The 20,016-nt window shown below is 66.6% G+C and carries 19 protein-coding genes; 10 read left to right on the plus strand and 9 right to left on the minus strand.

The features are described 5' to 3' along the window. Nucleotides 1-4: 4 nt before the first annotated feature. Entirely contained in the window at nt 5-601 is a 597-nt protein-coding gene (locus tag AC3FKH_RS30165) for a hypothetical protein (protein ID WP_488679353.1), read from the minus strand. Nucleotides 602-790: 189 nt separating this feature from the next. Here AC3FKH_RS30165 and AC3FKH_RS30170 point away from each other — a divergent pair, with 189 nt between their 5' ends. The 4 genes from AC3FKH_RS30170 to AC3FKH_RS30185 all read left to right on the plus strand — a co-directional run bounded on the left by AC3FKH_RS30170 (nt 791) and on the right by AC3FKH_RS30185 (nt 6,345). After that, the gene (locus AC3FKH_RS30170; RefSeq protein WP_488679354.1) at nt 791-2,221 is read left to right on the plus strand and encodes an aldehyde dehydrogenase family protein; all 1,431 of its coding nucleotides are present in this window, start codon (nt 791-793) and stop codon (nt 2,219-2,221) included. Nucleotides 2,222-2,345: 124 nt separating this feature from the next. Next, the gene (locus AC3FKH_RS30175; RefSeq protein WP_488679355.1) at nt 2,346-4,835 is read left to right on the plus strand and encodes a penicillin acylase family protein; all 2,490 of its coding nucleotides are present in this window, start codon (nt 2,346-2,348) and stop codon (nt 4,833-4,835) included. A gap of 68 nt (nt 4,836-4,903) precedes the next feature. Continuing rightward, the gene (locus AC3FKH_RS30180) at nt 4,904-5,623 is read left to right on the plus strand and encodes a glutamine amidotransferase (RefSeq protein ID WP_488679356.1); all 720 of its coding nucleotides are present in this window, start codon (nt 4,904-4,906) and stop codon (nt 5,621-5,623) included. Then, nucleotides 5,620-6,345 carry an MOSC domain-containing protein gene (locus tag AC3FKH_RS30185; protein WP_488679357.1) on the plus strand — a complete coding sequence of 242 codons (726 nt, stop codon included), beginning with the start codon at nt 5,620-5,622 and terminating at the stop codon, nt 6,343-6,345. Before AC3FKH_RS30180 ends, AC3FKH_RS30185 begins: the two co-directional genes overlap by 4 nt. A gap of 22 nt (nt 6,346-6,367) precedes the next feature. On the opposite strand, the gene AC3FKH_RS30190 is transcribed toward AC3FKH_RS30185, so the two are convergent. Beyond that, entirely contained in the window at nt 6,368-6,613 is a 246-nt protein-coding gene (locus AC3FKH_RS30190; protein WP_488679358.1) for a DUF1289 domain-containing protein, read from the minus strand. 197 nt (nt 6,614-6,810) lie between these two features. Between AC3FKH_RS30190 and AC3FKH_RS30195 the strand changes: the two genes are divergently transcribed. The 4 genes from AC3FKH_RS30195 (at nt 6,811) to yddG (ending at nt 10,907) form a co-directional block, all read left to right on the plus strand. Further along, nucleotides 6,811-7,275 (plus strand): PaaI family thioesterase, encoded by a 465-nt coding sequence (locus AC3FKH_RS30195; RefSeq protein WP_488679359.1) that lies wholly within the window; start codon nt 6,811-6,813, stop codon nt 7,273-7,275. Between the two features lie 219 nt (nt 7,276-7,494). Further along, nucleotides 7,495-8,751, plus strand: coding sequence for a cardiolipin synthase ClsB (gene clsB / locus AC3FKH_RS30200; protein ID WP_488679360.1), 1,257 nt, complete (start codon nt 7,495-7,497; stop codon nt 8,749-8,751). Beyond that, entirely contained in the window at nt 8,748-9,725 is a 978-nt protein-coding gene (locus AC3FKH_RS30205; RefSeq protein WP_488679362.1) for a lysylphosphatidylglycerol synthase transmembrane domain-containing protein, read from the plus strand. Before clsB ends, AC3FKH_RS30205 begins: the two co-directional genes overlap by 4 nt. A 258-nt stretch (nt 9,726-9,983) precedes the next feature. Then, the gene (yddG, locus tag AC3FKH_RS30210; RefSeq protein WP_488679363.1) at nt 9,984-10,907 is read left to right on the plus strand and encodes an aromatic amino acid DMT transporter YddG; all 924 of its coding nucleotides are present in this window, start codon (nt 9,984-9,986) and stop codon (nt 10,905-10,907) included. Between the two features lie 127 nt (nt 10,908-11,034). On the opposite strand, the gene AC3FKH_RS30215 is transcribed toward yddG, so the two are convergent. The 5 genes from AC3FKH_RS30215 to AC3FKH_RS30235 all read right to left on the minus strand — a co-directional run bounded on the left by AC3FKH_RS30215 (nt 11,035) and on the right by AC3FKH_RS30235 (nt 15,554). Then, entirely contained in the window at nt 11,035-11,709 is a 675-nt protein-coding gene (locus AC3FKH_RS30215; RefSeq protein WP_483708198.1) for a TetR/AcrR family transcriptional regulator, read from the minus strand. Between the two features lie 119 nt (nt 11,710-11,828). Continuing rightward, nucleotides 11,829-13,466: a cation acetate symporter gene (locus tag AC3FKH_RS30220; RefSeq protein WP_488679364.1), complete on the minus strand. Its 1,638-nt coding sequence runs from the start codon at nt 13,464-13,466 to the stop codon at nt 11,829-11,831. After that, a complete protein-coding gene (locus AC3FKH_RS30225; protein ID WP_488679365.1) occupies nt 13,463-13,822 on the minus strand; it encodes a DUF485 domain-containing protein in 360 nt (119 codons plus the stop codon). The genes AC3FKH_RS30220 and AC3FKH_RS30225 overlap by 4 nt, the downstream gene beginning before the upstream one ends. 32 nt (nt 13,823-13,854) lie before the next feature. After that, nucleotides 13,855-15,078: an FAD binding domain-containing protein gene (locus AC3FKH_RS30230; RefSeq protein ID WP_488679366.1), complete on the minus strand. Its 1,224-nt coding sequence runs from the start codon at nt 15,076-15,078 to the stop codon at nt 13,855-13,857. Next, nucleotides 15,075-15,554, minus strand: coding sequence for a VOC family protein (locus tag AC3FKH_RS30235; RefSeq protein WP_483729468.1), 480 nt, complete (start codon nt 15,552-15,554; stop codon nt 15,075-15,077). The genes AC3FKH_RS30230 and AC3FKH_RS30235 overlap by 4 nt, the downstream gene beginning before the upstream one ends. Nucleotides 15,555-15,777: 223 nt before the next feature. Between AC3FKH_RS30235 and AC3FKH_RS30240 the strand changes: the two genes are divergently transcribed. Continuing rightward, nucleotides 15,778-16,692, plus strand: coding sequence for a LysR family transcriptional regulator (locus tag AC3FKH_RS30240; protein ID WP_488679367.1), 915 nt, complete (start codon nt 15,778-15,780; stop codon nt 16,690-16,692). A 21-nt stretch (nt 16,693-16,713) separates the two neighbouring features. Here the strand turns inward: AC3FKH_RS30240 and AC3FKH_RS30245 are convergent, their stop codons facing one another. Both AC3FKH_RS30245 and AC3FKH_RS30250 read right to left on the minus strand, forming a co-directional pair. Beyond that, nucleotides 16,714-17,799 carry a maleylacetate reductase gene (locus AC3FKH_RS30245; RefSeq protein WP_488679368.1) on the minus strand — a complete coding sequence of 362 codons (1,086 nt, stop codon included), beginning with the start codon at nt 17,797-17,799 and terminating at the stop codon, nt 16,714-16,716. A 29-nt stretch (nt 17,800-17,828) separates the two neighbouring features. Further along, nucleotides 17,829-18,767, minus strand: coding sequence for a tripartite tricarboxylate transporter substrate-binding protein (locus AC3FKH_RS30250; RefSeq protein WP_488679378.1), 939 nt, complete (start codon nt 18,765-18,767; stop codon nt 17,829-17,831). A 254-nt stretch (nt 18,768-19,021) separates the two neighbouring features. Between AC3FKH_RS30250 and AC3FKH_RS30255 the strand changes: the two genes are divergently transcribed. Next, the gene (locus AC3FKH_RS30255) at nt 19,022-19,975 is read left to right on the plus strand and encodes a LysR family transcriptional regulator (protein ID WP_488679369.1); all 954 of its coding nucleotides are present in this window, start codon (nt 19,022-19,024) and stop codon (nt 19,973-19,975) included. Nucleotides 19,976-20,016 lie beyond the last annotated feature (41 nt).

Here is a 20,016-nt window from a genome sequence, read left to right on the forward strand (position 1 = left end):
GAGTTCAGCTGCCTTCGTCCATCCCCATCATCCTGACGATCTCGTCGAGCTGCCCGGTGATGGCTTGCGCGGTGATCTCGCCCTTGGCCTTGAGCAGTGCGCCGTTCAGCGGGTCACGCAGGGCGATCAACGCCGGGAGATCAGTGGCTTTTTCGACCTTGACCTGCATGACGTAACCGCGCAGACCAAGGTGCTGGCTGATGACATCCGTGTAGAAGTGGTACAGGCGCTGGTAGGCCCGGATATCCGCCTCGGAGTGGGGCGCCGTAGCCGGCGCCTGGGTGGGCTCCTGCGCTTCGACGCGGCGCATGGCATACATCGAGAAGAGATTGCTGTCCTCGCTGGCGGGTGCGGCCTTCACCGGGGCGGGCCGCTGCTGCGGGGCGGCTTCCGGCACGGTCTCGACCAGGGTCATTTGCACCAGCTGTTTGAGCGACTCCGACCCTATGCCCATGCCGTCAAGCTGCGACAGCAGTTCCTGCTCGCGCCGTTCGCCATTGACGATCAGCAGCAGGGCGCGCAGCTTGTGATCCAGCTTGCGCGCGCGCGTCTTGATCTCGTCAAGGCCGGCTTCGGTCTTGCGGTAAATCGGGTTAACCACGTCTCGCTCCCTGTTATGTATCCGCCGCGCTGGCGAGATCCCAGGGGCGCGGCCGATTATCGCCATCTGTTGCCTCGCGGATGGCGCAGCCTGAAAAACCGCTTGCTCCAATCCGCTCTACAATGTGGTGCACCATAAAAGTAACAAAATAATTGCAACCGCTGATTGACCAAACTGACAACTGTGGCCATGCAACAACGAGACAAACTCTTTATCAACGGCAAATGGGTCAGCCCGCACGGCACGGGGCTGATCGATGTCATCCATTCCACCACCGAAGCGGTCATGGGGCGTATCCCCGAGGGGAGCGCACGCGACGCGGAAGACGCGATCCAGGCTGCCCGGGCCGCGTTTGATGGCTGGGCCAGCACGCCGCCGGCGGTGCGCGCCGACTATATCCGCAAGATCGCCGAGGGCCTCAAGGCGCGGACCGAGGAACTGGCCCAGCTGATTGCGGGCGAGGTCGGCATGCCGATCAAGCTGGCACGCGCGATCCAGGTCGGCGGACCGGTCTACAACTGGGGCCAGGCCGCGAAGCTGGTGGAAAGCTTCGATTTCGAGGAAGAGGTCGGCAATTCGCTGGTCGTGCGGGAGCCGGTCGGCGTGGTGGCGGCGATCACGCCGTGGAACTACCCGCTCAACCAGATCACGCTGAAGGTGGCGCCCGCGCTCGCCGCCGGCTGCACGGTGGTGCTCAAGCCGTCGGAAGTGGCGCCGCTCAATGCCTTCGTGCTGGCCGAGGTGATCGAAGCGGCCGGCCTGCCGCCGGGCGTGTTTAACCTGGTGACCGGCTATGGCCCGGTGGTCGGCGAGGTCCTGGCCAGCCATCCCGAGGTCGACATGGTGTCGTTCACGGGCTCGACCCGGGCCGGCAAGCGCGTGTCGGAACTGGCGTCGCAGACCGTCAAGCGCGTGGCGCTGGAACTGGGCGGCAAGTCCGCCTCGGTGGTGCTGGACGATGCGGACCTGCCCGCGGCGGTGAAGGGCACCATCAATGCGTGCTTCCTGAATTCCGGCCAGACCTGCTCGGCGCATACGCGCATGCTGGTGCCGCGCGGCCGCTATGACGAAGTGAAGGCGCTGGCCGCGAAGGTGGTCGAAGGCTTTACGGTGGGTGACCCGCTGCAGGAAACCACCCGGCTCGGGCCGCTGATTTCCGCGGTGCAGAAGGACCGCGTGACAGGTTATATCCGCCGAGGGCTGGAAGAGGGTGCCGAACTGGTCGCGGGCGGCCCCGACGCGCCGGCGGGCCTGGAGAAGGGCTTCTTTGTCAAGCCGACCGTGCTGGGCAATGTGGAGCCGCGCGCCACGGTGGCGCAGGAGGAGATCTTCGGGCCGGTCCTGTCGATCATCTGCTACGACACCGAGGAAGACGCGGTGCGTATCGCCAACGACAGCGTCTATGGGCTGGGTGGCGGCGTCTGGGCCGGTGACGAAGCGCGTGCGATCCGCGTGGCGCGACGCATCCGTACCGGCCAGGTGGACATCAACGGCGGCCCGTTCAATATGCAGGCGCCGTTCGGCGGCTACAAGCAGTCTGGCAACGGGCGCGAGGCCGGCAAGTACGGACTCGAGGAATTCCTCGAGTACAAGGCCCTGCAACTCAAGAAGCCGGCCTGATAGCCGATAGCCCGTCCGGGTATCCGGATCCAAGGCCCCGCATGGCAGCATGCGGGGCTTCTTGTTTGTGCGCGTTGGTGGCGATAATTGCAGTCAAACAAAAATTCTCACGGGGAGATGTCCGATGCGCTGGTTCCGATGGCTGGCCTGGCTGGTAGCGGTGCTGTTGCTGGTTTCCGCTGCGGCGCTGGCGGGCGGCTATATCTGGTATCGGCAGGCGTCGCAGCCGCAGTCCGCGGGCACGCTGGCGCTGCCCGGGCTGCACGGACGCGTCACCATCGTGCGCGATCGCAACGCCGTGCCGCATATCCAGGCCGCTTCGCGGCTGGATGCGTATTACGCGCTGGGCTTCGTGCATGCGCAGGACCGCCTATGGCAGATGCAGATGAACAAGCGCATCGTCGCGGGCCGGCTCGCCGAGATCCTCGGGCCCAAGGCGCTTGATACCGACCGCTTCCTTCGCACGCTGGGCGTGCGCCGCAATGCCGAGGCAATCTTCGCGCAGCTCGAACCGGACTCGCGTGCCGCATTGCAGGCTTATGCGGCCGGCGTGAACGCCTATATCGACCAGCGCAAGGAACCGCTGCCGCCCGAGTTCGTGATTCTGCGGACGCATCCGGAGCACTGGGAGCCCGCCGACACGCTGGGCTGGCAGACCATGATGGCATGGGACCTGGGCGGAAACTGGACGCAGGAAACCCTGCGCATGGCGCTGTCGCAGGTATTGCCGACCGCGCGCATCAGCGAACTGCTGGCACCGTATCCGGGCGAGCGGCCGGTCCGCACGCTTGACTACGGCAACCTTTACCGCCACCTGGCCCCGCTGGCCTCGGCACTGGCCCGCGTCGGCGACATGGCGCCGCCGGGCTACGTGGAAGGAATGGGATCGAACAACTGGGTGGTGTCCGGCGCGCATACGCGGTCGGGCAAGCCCATGCTGGCGAACGACCCGCACCTCGGCCTGCAGGCGCCGGCGCTCTGGTACCTGGCGCGGCTGCAGGCGCCGGGGCTGGACGTGGCCGGCGCTACGCTGCCTGGGTCGCCGCTGGTCGTGCTGGGCCATAACGCGCGCATTGCCTGGGGTTTCACCAATACCGCGCCGGACGTCCAGGACCTGTTCCTCGAACGCCTGCAGCCGGGCAGCACCGAGAAATACCAGACGCCGGATGGCTGGGCGTCGTTCGTGACGCGTGCCGAGACCATCCATGTCAAGGGCGCGGCCGATGTCACCCTGACGGTGCGCGAAACCCGTCACGGCCCCGTCATTTCCGATGTGGCCGAACCCGTCGCCAATGCCGCGGCCCCGCTGGGCGCGCGTTACGTCGTGGCGTTCCAGTGGGCGGCGCTGCGTCCTGACGATCTCACTTTCCAGGCCGGGCTGAAGATGAACCTGGCCACCGACTGGGCGAGTTTCACGCAAGCGCTGCGCGACTTCCACTCGCCGCAGCAGAACATGGTTTATGCCGATGTGGATGGCAATATCGGCTTCATCGCGCCGGGACGGGTTCCGCTGCGCCGCGCCGACAACGATCTCAAGGGTTTGGCGCCTGCACCCGGCTGGGACGCGCGCTATGACTGGAACGGATTTATTCCGTTCGAGCACCTGCCGCGTGCCTACAATCCGCCCAACGGCATCATCGTGACGGCGAACCAGCGCATCGTCGGGCCCGACTATCCGTACTTCATCACGAGCGAATGGACCGTGCCATATCGCTACCAGCGCATCCGCGCACTGCTCGATGGCGTGCCGCGCCATACGTTCGAGTCGTTCGGGGCCATCCAGAAGGACGTGGTCTCGCTGGCCATGCGCGATGTCCTGCCGCTGCTGCTGGCATCGCCCGTGGCGAATGACGCCACCCGGCCAGGGCGCGAGCGTGAGCTGTTCGACGCGTTACGCAACTGGGATGGCACCATGGATGCCGCGGCGCCGGAGCCGCTGATCGTCACTGCCTGGCTGCGCGAGCTGTCGCGACGGCTGTTCGAGGACAAGGTTGGCGAGGCGCTGTTCCAGCGCATGTGGGAGCAGCGCAACGTGCAGCAGCCGATGCTGAACATCCTGCGCAATGCCGCCGGCCCCGGCTCGCTCGGCAGCTTCTGGTGCGACAAGTCCGGGACGACCGAGCACGAGACCTGCGCCGATGCCGTCGCGGATGCGTGGACACTCGCGCTCGCCGACCTGTCGCGGCGCTATGGCGACAACCCCGGCAAATGGCGCTGGGGCAATGCGCATGCGGCGCGCTCCGAACACAAGCCGTTCGGCAAGCAGCCGTACCTGTCGGGGTTGTTCAACCTGCGCGTGCCGACCGGAGGCGACACCTACACGGTCAATGTCGGGCGCAACAACCCGCGCGACGAGCAGGCGCCGTTCGAGAGCACGCACGCCGCCAGCCTGCGCGCGCTCTATGACCTGGCCGACCTGGATGCCTCGCATTTCATGGATTCGACCGGGCAGTCGGGCAACCCTGTGTCGCCGAACTACCGCGACTGGACCGGCAAATGGGCGGCGGTGGAGTACATCACGCTGGCGCGGCGGCGTGAACCGGCGCGCGAACCGTTCGACACGCTGGTGCTGGAGCCCGCCACGGCAAAGGAAGGGGGCAGTCGCGGCAAATAGCCGCGTTCCGGACGTCATTGACCGAATGGCAGTACTATTTCGGGCCATCCCATCGGCAGGAGCCGTGCATGGCAACGTCCACCCCTTCGCGTACCACTCACATCATCCAGCACGTCGCCTTTGAACACGGCGGCGTGATTGCCGAAGCGCTGCGCGCGCGCGGCCACACCATGCAGGTGTTCCAGGCGGGCGTGGATGATCTCCAGCCCATTGCGGACCATCCGGCCGACCTGCTGCTGGTGCTCGGCGGACCGATCGGGGTCTATGAGACCGAGGCGTATCCGTGGCTGGAACAGGAAATCGCGCTCATTCGCGCGCGCATTGCCGCCAAGGGGAAGGTGATCGGGGTTTGCCTCGGGGCGCAACTGATTGCGCGGGCCTGCGGTGCGCGCGTGTACCCGGGAACGCGCGAAATCGGCTGGGCGCCAATCGTGCCGACCGCCACTGGTCGTGCCTCGGCATTGGCCGAACTGGCCACGGCCAACTGGGAGGTCTTGCACTGGCACGGCGACACGTTCGATCTGCCCGCGGGGGCAGAACTGCTGGCGTCGACCGCCGCTGTTCCCAACCAGGCGTACGCGATCGGCAAGCAAGTCCTGGCGCTGCAGTTCCATCCAGAAGTGCTGCCGCGCGATATCGAGGCCTGGCTGATCGGCCACACGGTTGAACTGGGCAAGGCTGGCATCGACCCGCGCACCATCCGCGCGCGTACCGCGGAGATCGGCGAGAGAGTCGCGGCGGCGGGCCGCCGTATGTTCGCGCGCTGGCTCGACGAGGCCGGCCTGTGAACCGCACGAATCCGCCCGCGCTGCGTGGCGTCCCGGTCGATGCGGTCCTGATCGGCCAGGTTCGCCCTTTCGGTCCGAAGGGCGTGCCGAGCGGCATCGACAAGCGGGCGATCGCGGATGCCGTGCGGGTGACAGCGCTTGGGCTGTCGGGCGATGGCCAGGGCGATCCGAAGCACCATGGCGGTCCGGAAAAGGCGCTGCATCACTACGCCCACGACCATTACGCGGCCTGGCGGGCCGAGCTTGCGGACCTCTCCGCGCAGGCCGGCACGGTCTTGTCCGCGCCGGGGGCCTTTGGCGAGAACTTGAGCACCACCGGACTCACCGAAGCGGACATCTGCATCGGCGACCGCTTCCGCCTTGGCACCGCACTGGTCGAGGTGTCGCAGGCGCGCCAGCCATGCTGGAAGCTGAACCATCGCTTCGGACACGCGGGCATGTCGCGTGCGGTGCAGCAGAGCCTGCGCACGGGCTGGTACTACCGCGTGCTGGAAGAGGGCGAACTGCGCGTGGGCGACGGACTGCTGTTGGTCAGCCGTTCGTATCCGGACTGGAGCCTGGCCCGCCTGCTGCGCGTGCTTTATGTGGATCGCCTGGACTATGCGGCGTTAGCCGAGATGGCCGAGTTGCCGCCGCTGGCCGAGAGCTGGCGCAAGCTGGCCCGCCAGCGGCTGGCGAAGCACGAGGTCGAGGACATGGATAAGCGCCTGGGCAGCGGCTGAAACGGGAAGCGGCCGGCTGCGCTCAACCCTGGCGGAAGCGCCGGGCCGTGCCCTCGCGCGTGATGCGTTCCCAGACCGCCTGCTTTTCCTCATCGCTCAGGAATACCCAGTTGCTGACTTCCGAGGCGGTGCGTCCGCAACCCTGGCAGATTTCGTCGAACAGCGTCGAGCAGATGCCGATGCAGGGGCTGTCAGGGCGGTCAGCCAGTCCGGTGGCGTCGGAGGACTGGACGGCGGACAGGACGGAGTCTGAGGGGGAAGACGACATGCAGGCGTGGAAAGGGCTGGCAGTCGGGCATTATAAACGGGCTGCCGCGGCGTCCCGGGGTTCCATGCGCGGACAGATTTGAGGCGAGTGCCGCCGGCAGGGCATGGAATCATTCCGATTACCTCGGAGGTCGTTGAGCCGCTGCATCATGCCGCGTACGCTGCATTGGGTTGACCATCGATCCCAAGGAGCCACAGATGCGCGAAGCCATCGCCCCAGCCGTTTCCGTTCCCGCCGTGACGCACCCCCGCATGCGGCAGATGGTGGAGGAGGTCCTGATGGGCTCTCCGGTCGCGCGTGCGCTCGGCGTGCAGCTCGATGTGCTGAAGCCGGAGCATGTGGAGCTGGTGTTGCCGTACAGGCAGGAGAACGTCACCCTGGGCAACACGGTCCATGGGGGCGTGATCGCCACGCTGATCGATATCGCGGGCGCCGTCGCCGCGGCCTCCGGTGCCGATCCGGAGCAGGTGAAGGGCGGGGCGACGGGTTCGCTCACCATCCAGTACCTGGCCCCGGCAAACGGAGCAAGCCTGCGCGCCGTCGCGAGCGTGGTGCGGCGCGGCCGCCGGCAGGTGATCAGCGATGTCGAGGTGTACGCCGAAGAGTCCGATGCCGGCATCCTTGTGGCCAAGGCGCTGATGAGCAGCACGATGTTCGGGTAACGGTCGCACGACCCTCCCGACCCTTTACCCCTGACCCTTTACCCAGCTTCGCTCGCTGGGCAATTCCTACATCATGCCGACCTTCGGGCCGCCTGATTTCCACCATGCGTGTGCCGTGGGCGGGACCCAACCGTCGGCGCCGGCCTTGCCGCGGCGCGGGTTTCGCCTCGCGCTACCGCGGCGCGCGCCGCCGGGCACCAATCCTGCTAGTTGCCGCAGATGGACAGCGCATGGACGTCGGGGAACCGGTTCCGATTGCTTGAGAATGGGGAGGAGTTCTTCCCGAGCCTGATCGCGGCCATCGATGCCGCGCGCAGCAGCGTGCTGCTGGAAACGTTCATCCTGGCCGACGACGAGGTCGGCAAGCCGCTTGCCGACTCACTGATCGCGGCCGCGCACCGGGGCGTGCAAGTAGCGCTGACCGTCGATGGTTTCGGCACGGCCGAGCTCTCTGCCGACTATATGGCGCGACTGGCCGAGGCAGGCGTTGCGGTGCGCATGTTCTCGCCGGGCCACCACCTGCTGGGCAAGCGGACCAATCTGTTTCGGCGGCTGCATCGCAAGCTGGTGGCGATCGATGCGTCCATCGCCTTTGTCGCGGGGATGAACCTGTGCGTCGATCACCTGGTCCAGGCCAGCCCCAGCGCCAAGCAGGACTATGCCGTGGAGGTGCAAGGGCCGGCCGCGCAGGTGATCCACGCGTTCATGCTGGAGGCCATTGGCGCGGCTGCCACCGGGCCTTACGCCATGCACCGGTGGCGGCGTCCGGCTACGCCTGGCAACACAGCGCTCGAACCCCCGCAGCCCGGGGCCGCGTTGCTCGTGACGCGCGACAACCACGAGCACCGCAACGACATTGAGCGGCATTACCTGATTGCGATCCGCGCGGCACGGCGCGAGATCATCATTGCCAACGCCTATTTCCTGCCGGGCTATCGGCTGCTGCAGGCGATCTGCGCCGCGGCGCAGCGCGGCGTCGATGTGCGGCTGATCCTCCAGGGCCGGCCGGACATGCTGTGGGTCAAGCGCGCCGTCGACATGCTGTATGCGCGCTTGCGCGAATCGGGTGTGCGGATATTCGAATTCTGCGAGCGGCCGAACCATAGCAAGGTGGCCGTGGTGGACGATGACTGGGCCACCGTCGGGTCCAGCAATCTCGATCCCTTGAGCCTGTCGCTGAACCTCGAAGCCAATCTCGTGATCCGCGATAAGGCGTTCGTGGCCTTGCTCAAGGATAACCTGCGCGACCTGATGTCCCGTAGTTGCACCGAGATCTCCGCGGCCGAGGGCCGGCCGGAGGCGTGGTGGCATGGCATCGTCACGCCGGTGATCTTCCACTTCCTGCGCAAGTTTCCCGCGTGGGCGGGATGGCTGCCGGCCCATACGCCGCAGCTGGTGTCGCCGGAGGCACCGGAGCCCGCCATCGATGCGCCGGCAGGGATGGACGTGGACAACGCTCAACGGGACGGTCCATGAAGGCCACGGTCCGCCTCCGCCAGACTCTGCGGCGCGGCAGGCCCTGGCCGATCATCCGGCGTGTGGCAGCCATCGCCTTCGTGGCGCTCGTCGTGTACCTGATCTATCACAGCCTGAGAGGCGTCGACTGGGCGCAGGTATGGCAGGCCCTGACGCGCTACAACGTCGCCACGCTGTTGCCCGTGATGGGCCTGGCCTGCGTCAGCTTTGCCCTGCATGCCTCGTTCGACGTCCTCGGGCGCCAATACACCGGACACCACCTGTCCACGCCGCGCGTCATGCTGATCGCGTTTATCGCCTATATCTTCAATCTCAACGTGGGGGCGGTGGTGGGCGGGCTGGGCATGCGGTTGCGGCTCTATTCGCGCGCCAACGTCAGCGGGTCGCAAGTGGCCGGCGTCTACACCATTGCCATTATCACCAACTGGACCGGCTACATGCTGCTGGCCGGCGGCGTGCTCGCCATCGTGCCGCCCGTATTGCCGGTCGAGTGGGGTGTCACGCCATGGATGCTGCGCGCCATCGGCTTGCTGATGCTGACCTGCGGGCTGCTCTACTGGCTGGCCTGCGCGAAGGCCCGCACACGCAGCATACGGTTCGGGAAGCGCGTGTTCCGGCTGCCCGGATTCCGTTTTGCCTTGCTGCAGACAGCGTTGTCCGTCACGAACTGGATCGTGCTCGCCAGCATCCTGAATTTTCTGCTGCCCAAAGAAGTGACCCTGTGGCAGTCGCTCACCGCCTTGCTGGTCGGCGCGGTCGCCGGCGCGATTGCCCATATCCCGGCCGGTATCGGCGTCCTGGAAAGCGTGTTCGTGCTGCTGCTGCGTCCGGTTGCCCCCGAGCATGTCGTGGTCGCGGCCCTGATCGTTTACCGGGCGCTTTACTACCTGCTGCCGATGGTGATCGCGTCGGCGATGTACGCGTGGATGGAACTGCGCGGTACGCCCGCGACGGGGCAGGCCGACCGTGCCTGAAGCGTCAGCGGGACATCCACGCCCGCGGGCGCCACATACTCCGTCATGCGCCGCCGCGACAGATCCATATGGGCGCGCGGAACCGTTTCCGGACGGCTGGGCCGGATAAAGCTCTACTTCGTGGGTCCGGTCATCGCCGTCCTGTGCGCGCATGACCAGTACACCGAAATCAAGACGATCCGGATCGACGTGCGGGCCCCGGCACGGTAACGTACGACCCTTCATGCATTTATCGATGGCTTCACCCAAATGGCATTCATGCAAAGAAAACAGGCAACGCTGATCGGACTCGTGGCCGTGCTGCTCTGGAGTTCGATCGTCGGCCTGATCCGTGGCGTCAGCCAAAGCTTCGGCGCCACGGGCGGTGCAGCCCTGATCTACACGGTCGCCGCCGTGCTGCTCTGGTTCTCGGTGGGGCCGGTGCGGCTAGGCGCGCTGCCGCGCAGCTATCGGCTCTGGGGCAGCCTGTTGTTCGTCTCGTATGAACTGTGCCTGTCGCTGTCGATCGGCTATGCCAACACCGGGAGGCAGGCCATCGAGGTCGGCATGGTCAATTACCTCTGGCCCACGTTCACGATGCTGGCTGCGATCCTGTTCAACCGGCAGCGGGCAAACTGGCTGATCGTGCCCGGCTTCCTGGTGGCCATCCTGGGCATCGCGTCGGTGCTCGGCGGTGATCAGGGACTTGATCCGCAGAGCATGGCTGGCAATGTGCGGGACAACCCCTTGAGCTACGGCCTGGCGTTTGCCGGCGCGGTGATCTGGGCGGGCTACTGCACGGTGACGGCGCGCATTGCGCAGGGCAAGAACGGCGTCACGCTGTTCTTCATCCTGACGGCACTCGCGCTGTGGGCGAAGTACCTGTTCACCGGCGGCGAGGTCATGAGCTTTAGCGTCACTGGCCTGATCTACCTGGCGTTGGCGGCGAGTGCGATGGGGTTTGGCTATGCCGCGTGGAATGTCGGCATCCTGCATGGCAACGTGACGGTCCTGGCCGGCGCGTCGTATTTCATCCCGGTGCTTTCGGCTGCCCTGGCCGCTGCGCTGCTGCATGCGCCGCTTTCCCTCGCATTCTGGAAAGGGGCGGCGATGGTTTGCGCGGGCTCCGTCCTGTGCTGGCTGGCGACGCGTGGGCGAGGCGAGCGAGCGTCCGTGTCGTCGGGTTCAGGTCAGACGACATAGCAACTTCACCCGGGGCTACGTATCCCAGGGGAATCATCCAAATGAGAATGAGAGAGACAAGTGCGCACAGTGGCTGTGCAGGCTGCCCTGCGCGCGAGTTGCTCGTCGGCGTTAAAGACGGTGCCGCCTACTTCGCCTTAGCGCGCAGCGCGCGTATGGTCGCCGGTGCGCCGTTCAGGAACATGTCGACTTTCTGCCGGACCACGGCTTCCATGTCGGTCGGCACCTTGAGCCCGTAAATCCACTTGCGCACGCCGATATAGAAGATCGCGGCGTGCAGGCCCCAGATCATCTCGATCTCGGCTTCGGTCTCGGCCGCGTCACGGGGGGCGGGAATGCCGAACTCTGCCCTGACCTCGGCCAGCACTGGAACGAAAACCTTGCTGCGCAGCTTGCCGAGGTACTTCTTGTTGATGCCTTCGTGCGTGAGCCCGGCGAAGATGAACAGTCGGATCCATTCTTCGCGGAGGATGACGGACGAGTAGTCGAGGTAGAACGCGTAGAGCCGTTCCGTCAGCGGCAGGGAGCGGTCGGTGATCTGCTGGTCCCAGTCCGGACGCCACTGGAACACCTCGTTGTAGACGCGTTCGATCAGTGCATCCTTGCTCTCGAAATAGCGGTACAGCAGCGGCTGCGTGACGCCGATCTGCCGTGCCAGCTCGCGCGTGCTGCCGCCGAAGCCGTTGCGCGTGAAGTGCTCGATGGCCTTTTCGACAATCTGTTGCTCGCGTTCCTCCGGCAACAGCCGACGGGTGCCCTTGGCAACGGCGTCTTCCATGTCGGGTTCGTGGCCTGTCTCCATGACGTTCTCTTTCGCCATTGCGATGCGGGTGATGGCGGATTGTACCAATCGCGCGATCCACGAGAAGACGGGCGGGCGCGGTTGTCCGCGTCCGCCCGTCGGCCTGGGGACGTGCGGCGCTAGCTCGCCGACTTGCTTCCCATGCCGAGTTCGCAGTCCACGCGCTGGTTCTGATAGGCGGCCCGTTCCCAGGCGCCGCGCGCCGAGCGGTCAGTGACCGAGAATACATAGATCCCGGCAAAGGCCGCCAGCATCGAGAACAGCGCGGGGTACTCGTACGGATAGACCGGCGAGGCATGGCCCAGCACCTGCACCCAGACGGTGGGACTGAGGATGGTCAGCACGACTGCAGTCACAAGCCCCATCATGCCGCCGAGAACGGCGCCGCGCGTGGTCAGGCCGCGCCAGTAGATCGACAGCAGCAGGACAGGGAAATTGGAGCTGGCGGCGATCGAGAAGGTGAGGCTGACGATGAACGCAATGGTCTGCTTTTCGAACAGGATCCCGAGCAGGATCGACAATACGCCCAGCACCAGCGTGGTAATGCGCGAAACCCGCATCTCGTCCTTGTCCGAGGCCTGTCCCTTGCGGATCACCGTCGCATATAGATCATGCGAAATGGCCGAGGACCCCGCCAGTGTCAGCCCCGCCACGACCGCGAGAATGGTCGAGAACGAGACGGCGCAGATAAAGCCGAGGAAAACATTGCCGCCGACCGCATGCGCCAGGTGCACGGCCACCATGTTGACGCCGCCAATCACCGCGCCCGCGCCGTTGTGATAGAGCGGGTCCGGTGCCACCAGCGCGATCGTGCCGAAGCCGATCACGATGATCATGGCGTAGCCCGCGCCGACGATGCCGGTTGCATAGAGCACGCTCTTGCGCGCGGCCTTGACGTCCGCGACGGTGAAGAAGCGCATCAGGATGTGCGGCAGGCCCGCGGTGCCGAAGATCAGCGCCATGCCCAGCGACACGGCCGAAACCGGATCGGAAACCAGGCCGCCGGGGCGCATGATCGCGTCATGCTTGCCGTGGGCCGTGATGGCGTGCTCGAACAAGGTGTCCAGGCTGAAGCCGAAACGACTCAGCACCATGAAGGCCATGAACGCGCACCCGGCCAGCAGCATGACCGCCTTGATGATCTGGATCCACGTCGTGGCCAGCATGCCGCCGAAGAACACGTAGACCACCATCAGAACGCCGACCAGCACGACCGCCGATGTGTAGTTGAACCCGAACAGCAGTTCGACCAGCTTGCCGGCGCCCACCATCTGCGAGACCAGGTAGAGCAGCACGATCACGATCGAGCTCGATGCCGAGAAGCCGCGGATCGGACGCTGCCTGAGGCGATAGGACAGCACGTCGGCGAGCGTGTAGCGGCCGAGGTTGCGCAGCGGTTCGGCGATCAGGAACAGGATGATCGGCCAGCTTGCCAGGAAGCCGATCGAGTAGATCAGGCCATCGTAGCCGCTGGTGAAGACCAGTGCCGAGATGCCCAGCAGCGAGGCGGCCGACATGTAGTCACCCGCAATGGCCCAGCCATTCTGCATGGCCGTGATCTTGCCGCCGGCGGCGTAGTGATCGGCCACGCTGTGGTTGCGCCTGGCAGCCCAGCGCGTGATGGCAAGCGTCGCCGCGACGAACGCCACGAACATGCCGATCGCGATCAGGTTCAACCCCTGGCCGACGGGCGGCGTGGCGGCCCAGGCCGGGGTGGTCGCCGCCAGTGCGGCAACCGTGGTCAGCAGGCGCTTCATGATGGTTCTCCGTTGCGGATGTCCGCGATCATCCTGTCGTAGACGGTGTTGCTCCGATGCACGTAGATGGCGACGAGCGCGAAGGTGAACGCGAACATGCCGAAGCCGATCGGGATGCCGATGCTCATCGGCCGGCCCGCCACCAGCGGCTGGGCGAGCAGGTCCGGCCGGAAGGCCAGGGTCAGGATGAAGCCGAAATAGACCAGCAGCATGGCGGCGGTAAGCGACCATGAGAAGCGCCGTCGCACGCGGTGCAGGCGCTCGAAGGCCGGCTCGCCCAGCATCGGATGCGGCACGACGGGCGTGTCGGATATGGCAAGGCCGAGGCCAGACGGGCAGGGGGCAGCTTGGGGCATGGTGTTGTCTCCCAGTGGTTGTCGTTCAGGATTCAGAAGCGCCGCGACACAGCGGTTTCGCGCATGACGGCCTCGGGCGTGCGATAGCGTTCGGCCATTTCACGGTCCTGTGCGCTGCGGAGTTGTGCCTGCATATACGCGCCAAGATGCCGCGCATGCTCGACGACGGCCTGGCCGACCGGCACGCGTTCGGCGCTGTAACGTTCCAGCGCGGCTTCGACCGGCGCGTGGCCGGCCAGCGCGCGGACCAGCGCCATGGCATCGCCGGCCGCCTTGGTGACGCCCATGCCGCAATGCGGACGCGCGACAAAGGCGGCATCGCCAAGCAGCGCGATCCGGCCGAAGGCCATGCGCGGCACGGTCAGGTCGTAGATCGGCTGGAACAGCGGCTGCGGCGTCCTGGCGACGACTTCGGCAAACGGGGGCGCGAGCAGGTCGCTGGCGGCGCTTTCCATGTCGGCCAGCACATCGGGCCGGATCAGGCCCGGCGGGATGCCATGGGCCCACACTTTTCCCGTGGCGTCCGTCAGCAAGTCCGGCAACTGATCGTCCTCCCGGGTCGCGCGGTACCAGACGAAGTTGTAGCGGCGTTGACCCGGTTCGGTGCTGTTGCCTTCGCCCGCCACCGGGTAGCCCAGGATCTGCTCGTGCGGCGGCAGGCAGAAGGCAAACTTTCCGAAGATGGCGGCATGGGTGTCGGCAGAAAGCCGCACCTCATCCACCAGGCCGCGCCAGGCAATATAGCCCGCGTACTCCAGGCCCACCGATGGCAGCAGGCGTTCGCGCACGGCGGAACGGAAGCCGTCCGCGGCGATGACGATATCGGCGTGGTGTGTCGACCCGTCCTGCAGCGTGACCACGGCGTGGTCGGCAAGCGAATCCACGGCGGTCACCATGGCACCCGTGCGGTAGACGCCGGAGAAGGCCTTGGCCAGTACGTCGTACATCTTTCCCCATGCCGTGAGCGTCTGCGGCAGCTCGCGTTCGGACACGGCGGCGCCGTCGCGCGAGAGCGTCACGCGGGTCTCGACGCGAACGCCGATGCTGTCATCGATTACCACGCCGGCGGCGGCGAGCGCCTCGAACAGCTCGGGGTGGGTGACGATGCCGGCGCCACGGCCCGTCAGCGCCTCGGGCGTTCGCTCGAAGATCTCGACGTCCCAGCCATCGCGCGAGAGCATGTTGGCGGCAAACAGCCCGCCGAGCGAGCCGCCGACGACGATGGCCCTGGGTTTCCGGTTCGGTGCGGGGTTCATGCCATGGCTCCGTTTGTGGATTGCGCCGCATGCGGCAGTTCCAGGCCGGCGACTTCGCTGGCCGGATAGTTCAGTTCGATGGTCACGCCCGACGGGTCTTCCAGGAAGACCTGGTGCAAGCCGAGGCTTGGGACGGTGCGGTCGCGCCAGGCAATCCCGGCGGCGCGCAGGGTCGCCCACATCTCGCGCACGCCGGTGGCCAGGAAGGCGATGTGGTCCAGCGTGCCGGTGCCCGACGCAGGCTGGGCCTTGTCGCCGAGATAGGCAGACAGCCCCGAGGGATCATCAGGGTCCACGCCAATGATGTGCACGGTGCCGTAGTCGCGTTCGTCGTCGCCCATGTAGAGCCACGCGCCAGGAAAGTCGAACGGTGGGCGATATCCGCGACGGAAACCCAGGATGCGTTCGTAGAACGCGCAGGACCGCTCCAGGTCGGTGGTGCGGATCGAGAAATGTGCCAGCCTTGTCAGTGCCATCGCTGCCTCCTTAATTGATCAATCGATCAGTGATCGTGTGATAAATAATAGGGCGAAAGGCCCAATCGGCCAAGGGCGGGGAAGGTGGTATTAACCCTGATCCGCGCGATGCGATGAAGGGTGACGGCGTCGCTGCAAACGCGTCCGGCAGCGTGCCGTCGGCGGCACAAGGCATCTGCGCTCGGCAATAATGGCAGCCACTGCATGAACGCTGAGGCAAACGATGGACAAGCTGCTGGCTTTGAAGATGTTCGTGGAGACCGTGGATGCCAAGGGCTTTTCCGCCGCCGCGCGCCGCCTGAACCTGGCGACATCGTCGGTCACGCGCGCGCTGGACGGCCTGGAGGATTCGCTTGGCGCGGTCCTGCTGAACCGCTCGACGCGCCTCATATCGGTCACCGAAGCCGGCGCCGCTTACTATCAGCGCGCCCGCAGCATCCTGGATGCCGTCGAGGAGGCCGACGCGCTGGTCGCTGACCGGGGCGACGTGCCGGTCGGGCAACTGCGCGTGTCGCTGCCCGTCGCGTTCGGACGCCAATGCATCGCGCCCTATCTTGGCGGCTGGCTGGCGAAGTATCCGCAGGTCGAACTCGACGTGACGCTGACCGATGACATCGTCGACCTGCTGGGCGAACGGATCGACCTGTCCGTGAGGCTGGGGAGTCCGGCATCCTATGACAACGTGGTGGCACGCGAGATCGGCGTGTTTCGCCGCCGCGTGGTGGCCAGCCCCGCCTATCTGGAAAGCCACGGCATGCCAGCCGAACCGGTCGACCTGGTAAACCATCGCTGCAACCGTTTCAGCTACGGGTCGCGGGATCAGGTCTGGAACTTCCGGCAGGGCGAGACCGAGACCCGGGTGCCCGTCAGGGGCCATTTCCGCAGCAACAACATCGATGTCCTGCGCGATGTGGCGCTTGCGGGCGGTGGCATCGGCCTGCTGCCCGACTGGCTGGTCGATGACGACATCGACAACCAGCGGCTGACGGTGCTGTTTGACGCATGGTCGGTCAATCCGGACCTGGCGAGTTCGGCGATCTCCGCGCTGTATCTGCCGAACCAGCGCGGCTCGCGGCGGATCGGCGCATTCCTTGAATTCCTGGCCGAGCTGCCCGGGCCGACGCGCCGCCGGACCTGACTGCGCGCGCCGCGCGATGGTTCAGGCGGTCGGCGGCCTGCCTTCGAATGCGTCTTCCAGCAATTGCCGGATGCCGTCACGCTCGAGCGGCCGCGGATTCGGATACTGGTTGCGCAGCGCGAGATCGCACGCGTGCTCCAGATCCCCTGCGGAGAGCCCCAGTTCGCGCAGCGAGGTGGGCGCACCCAGCTTCGCCGCCAGCTCGAACACGGCGCGCGGGCCGCTGCCTTCCCCGGCGCCGAGCGCTTGTGCAAGCGTGGCCATTGCCTGCGGCGCGGCCGGGGCGTTGTAGGCCAGCGCATGGGGCAGCACCACCGTGTGAACTTCGGCGTGGGGCAGGTTGAACGTCCCGCCCAGCGTGTGGCAAAGCTTGTGGTGCAGCCCTGCCGTCACGCTGCCGAGCACGGCGCCGCACAGCCAGGCGCCATAGAGCGCATCGCTGCGTGCGTTGCGCAGGGCCTCGCCGGTGCGGTCTGCCGGCGCCGCGCCGATGACGGGCAAGGCGCGGCCAAAGGCGGCGATGCCTTCGCGCGCCATCCACTGGCTTACGGGGTTGCGGTCCGCGGCATAGAGCCCTTCGGCCGCATGGGCGATGGCGTTCATGCCGCTGGTCACGCTGACCGGGACGGGCAGCGCCATCGTCAGGTCCGGATCGTAGAGGATCGTCCGCGGCACCACGCGCGCGTCGCGCCCCGTGCGTTTCAGGCCGGCATCGGTGAGCCCGTAGATCGGCGTCATCTCCGAACCGGCGTAGGTCGTCGGCACCGCGATGATCGGCAGGCCGGACTCCAGCGCGACGGCCTTGGCCAGCCCGATGGTCGAGCCGCCGCCGATCGCCAGCGTACAGTCGGCGCCTTGCTGCGCGGCTTGCTGGCAGGCAAGGCGGGCCTGCGCGATCGGCACATGCATCACGGCACCATCGAAGATGCCGGCACTGCGTGCGCCGAGCGCGGCGGCCGCGCGTTCGGCCAGCCCGCGCTGGCCCCGCGTGCACAGCACAAGGACACGGCGTGCGCCCAGCGTCTCGGCCTCTTCGTCAAGCCGTGCCAGGCTGCCGGAGCCAAAGACGATGCGTTGCGGGTAAGTCTGGTAGGCAAACGGAAGCATGGCTGGATATCGGTCAGGGTGCACGGACGTCAGTCGGCTGCGATGTGGCGGGCTTTGATCAACCGCCCCCAGCGCGCCGACTCTTCCTGGATCAGCTTGTTGGTCTGTTGCGCGTCGCCGGCCACCACTTCGAAGCCGCCGTCCGTGAGTTGCTTTGCGATCGCCGGGTCGCGCAGCGTCGCAGTCATGGCCGTGCCGAGCTTGCCCAGCACTGCCGGCGGAACCTTTGCCGGCGCGATCATCGCGACCCACGAATACGCCTCGAAGCCCTTGTACGACTCGGAGACGGCCGGCACCGCGGGCAGCCTGGCGTCGCGCTGGCGCGACGTCACGGCCAGCGCGCGCAGCTTGCCGGCCTGCACGTAGGGAAGGACCAGCGGCAGGCTGGCAATCATCGAATCGACATGGCCGCCGAGCAGGTCATTGATGGCCGGGCCACCGCCCTTGTATGGCGTATGGATGCCCGTGGTGCCGGCCGCTTCATGGAACGCTTCGGCCACCAGCTGGTTCGAGCTGCCGCTGCCGACGGAGGCATACGCCACCGTGTTCGGCACGCGTGCCGCGGCCACGTAGTCCTGCACGGTCTTGTACGGCGAGGCTGCCGGGACCACCAGCACCATCGGCGCGCGCACGAGGTAGGAAACGCCGGTCAGGTCGCGATGCGATGCATACGGCAGCCTGGGGTAGATGTGCGGCTCGGTGGCAAAGCTGTCGAACACCATGCCAACGGTGTAGCCGTCCGCCGCGCTGCGCGCGATCTGCCCGGTGCCGATCGTGCCGCCGGCACCGGCACGGTTGTCGATCACCACGGTCTGGGCCAGTCGCGTTCGCAGGCCTTCCTGGATCTGGCGCGCGACCTTGTCGACCGTGCCGCCGGCTGCGTAGGGGACGATGATCGTGACCGGCTTCGCAGGCCAGGTGTCCGCGCTTGCCAGCCCTGGCGCCAGCGCGCCAGCAAGCGTCAGCATCAGCACGGTTGTTTTCCGGCTGCGTTCGCGCACAGCGTGGATGAGGGAGTCGAGAGCCTTGGTCATCGTGAAACTTGTCTCCATGGATGGCACCGTCCGATCGGTTCGTGTCCGTTCTGCCGGTCGCGGGCGCCTTCTTCTTTGCATTTCATGCAAAAAGGCTTGCGACGCGGTCTGTCGTATCGATACTATGGGCAAGCCATGCCAACGGGAAGCCTTCGCTCCCGCGCAATGCTTTTGCGGGAAACGCACAGATGGACTTTATCCGCTTTGCCGAGAACCTGGCCACCTTCGTCGATGTGGCGCGCGCCGGCAGCTTTTCCGCCGTGGCCCGGCGCCGGGGGCAAGTGGCCTCGTCGGTGTCTAGACAGGTCGATACCCTGGAGCGCGAAATGGGCGTGGCGTTGTTCACGCGTTCTACGCGCGCCCTGGTGCGCACCGACGCCGGGGACCTGCTGTTCGACCGCGCCACGCGCATCCTGCAGGAGCTGGCCGAAACCCGCGACGCCGTGACCGCGTTGGAGCAGGGTGTCAGCGGCAGGCTTCGCGTTGCCTGCCTGCCGGCGTTCGCGCGGCGCCATGTGGTGCCGCACCTGGGCACCCTCTATGCGCAATATCCGGAACTCACCGTAGAGCTGGAGCTGACCGACCGTGTCGTGGACCCGGTGCTGGAGCGCTTCGACCTGGTCATCCGCGTGGGGCAGCAGGCCGACAGCAAGCTGATCGCCCGTAGCGTTGCCAGCCAGCGCTACATCGTCTGCGCGGCGCCGGCTTATCTTCAGGCCCACGGGCGCCCGGTGCATGCACAGGAGCTGGCGCATCACCGGCTGATCGACCGCGGCCACAGCACCAGCATGCGCGGCTGGCGCGAACTGCTGACGCCCGCCCATGCCGCCAGCTCGGCCTTCGCGCTGGAGTGTGATGACTGCGACGCGCGCCGGCTGTCGGTACTGCAAGGTCTTGGCATTGCCCTGATGCCCGACTGGTCCGTCGGCGAAGACATTGGCGCCGGCCGCCTGGTGGAGTTGCTGCTGGACGGTCTGCTGCCTCAAGCGCAAGGCGGGATCTACCTGGTGCGCGCCGCGCCGCGTGCGTCGGCCAAGCTCAGGGCATTTTCCGCGCACTTGCTCGACAGCATCGGCTCCCCGCCCGGCTGGCAGGTCGCGATGACGCGTGCCGGAGGACCTGCCGGGCGGGATGCTGCCTGAGCGGGTCGGCCTCCGGTTGAAACGATACAAGACTGGGCTTT

The organism is Cupriavidus sp. 21MJTG02-4, from assembly GCF_057798975.1.

Excerpts from the sequence above, each read along its gene's own strand:
- AC3FKH_RS30170 (WP_488679354.1), top strand. The coding sequence starts at position 791 with ATGCAACAACGAGACAAACTCTTTATCAACGGCAAATGGGTCAGCCCG.
- AC3FKH_RS30175 (WP_488679355.1), top strand. The coding sequence starts at position 2,346 with ATGCGCTGGTTCCGATGGCTGGCCTGGCTGGTAGCGGTGCTGTTGCTG.
- AC3FKH_RS30180 (WP_488679356.1), top strand. The coding sequence starts at position 4,904 with ATGGCAACGTCCACCCCTTCGCGTACCACTCACATCATCCAGCACGTC.
- AC3FKH_RS30190 (WP_488679358.1), bottom strand. The coding sequence starts at position 6,613 with ATGTCGTCTTCCCCCTCAGACTCCGTCCTGTCCGCCGTCCAGTCCTCC.
- AC3FKH_RS30195 (WP_488679359.1), top strand. The coding sequence starts at position 6,811 with ATGCGCGAAGCCATCGCCCCAGCCGTTTCCGTTCCCGCCGTGACGCAC.
- clsB (WP_488679360.1), top strand. The coding sequence starts at position 7,495 with ATGGACAGCGCATGGACGTCGGGGAACCGGTTCCGATTGCTTGAGAAT.
- AC3FKH_RS30205 (WP_488679362.1), top strand. The coding sequence starts at position 8,748 with ATGAAGGCCACGGTCCGCCTCCGCCAGACTCTGCGGCGCGGCAGGCCC.
- yddG (WP_488679363.1), top strand. The coding sequence starts at position 9,984 with ATGCAAAGAAAACAGGCAACGCTGATCGGACTCGTGGCCGTGCTGCTC.
- AC3FKH_RS30215 (WP_483708198.1), bottom strand. The coding sequence starts at position 11,709 with ATGGAGACAGGCCACGAACCCGACATGGAAGACGCCGTTGCCAAGGGC.
- AC3FKH_RS30220 (WP_488679364.1), bottom strand. The coding sequence starts at position 13,466 with ATGAAGCGCCTGCTGACCACGGTTGCCGCACTGGCGGCGACCACCCCG.
- AC3FKH_RS30225 (WP_488679365.1), bottom strand. The coding sequence starts at position 13,822 with ATGCCCCAAGCTGCCCCCTGCCCGTCTGGCCTCGGCCTTGCCATATCC.
- AC3FKH_RS30230 (WP_488679366.1), bottom strand. The coding sequence starts at position 15,078 with ATGAACCCCGCACCGAACCGGAAACCCAGGGCCATCGTCGTCGGCGGC.
- AC3FKH_RS30235 (WP_483729468.1), bottom strand. The coding sequence starts at position 15,554 with ATGGCACTGACAAGGCTGGCACATTTCTCGATCCGCACCACCGACCTG.
- AC3FKH_RS30240 (WP_488679367.1), top strand. The coding sequence starts at position 15,778 with ATGGACAAGCTGCTGGCTTTGAAGATGTTCGTGGAGACCGTGGATGCC.
- AC3FKH_RS30245 (WP_488679368.1), bottom strand. The coding sequence starts at position 17,799 with ATGCTTCCGTTTGCCTACCAGACTTACCCGCAACGCATCGTCTTTGGC.
- AC3FKH_RS30250 (WP_488679378.1), bottom strand. The coding sequence starts at position 18,767 with ATGCTGACGCTTGCTGGCGCGCTGGCGCCAGGGCTGGCAAGCGCGGAC.
- AC3FKH_RS30255 (WP_488679369.1), top strand. The coding sequence starts at position 19,022 with ATGGACTTTATCCGCTTTGCCGAGAACCTGGCCACCTTCGTCGATGTG.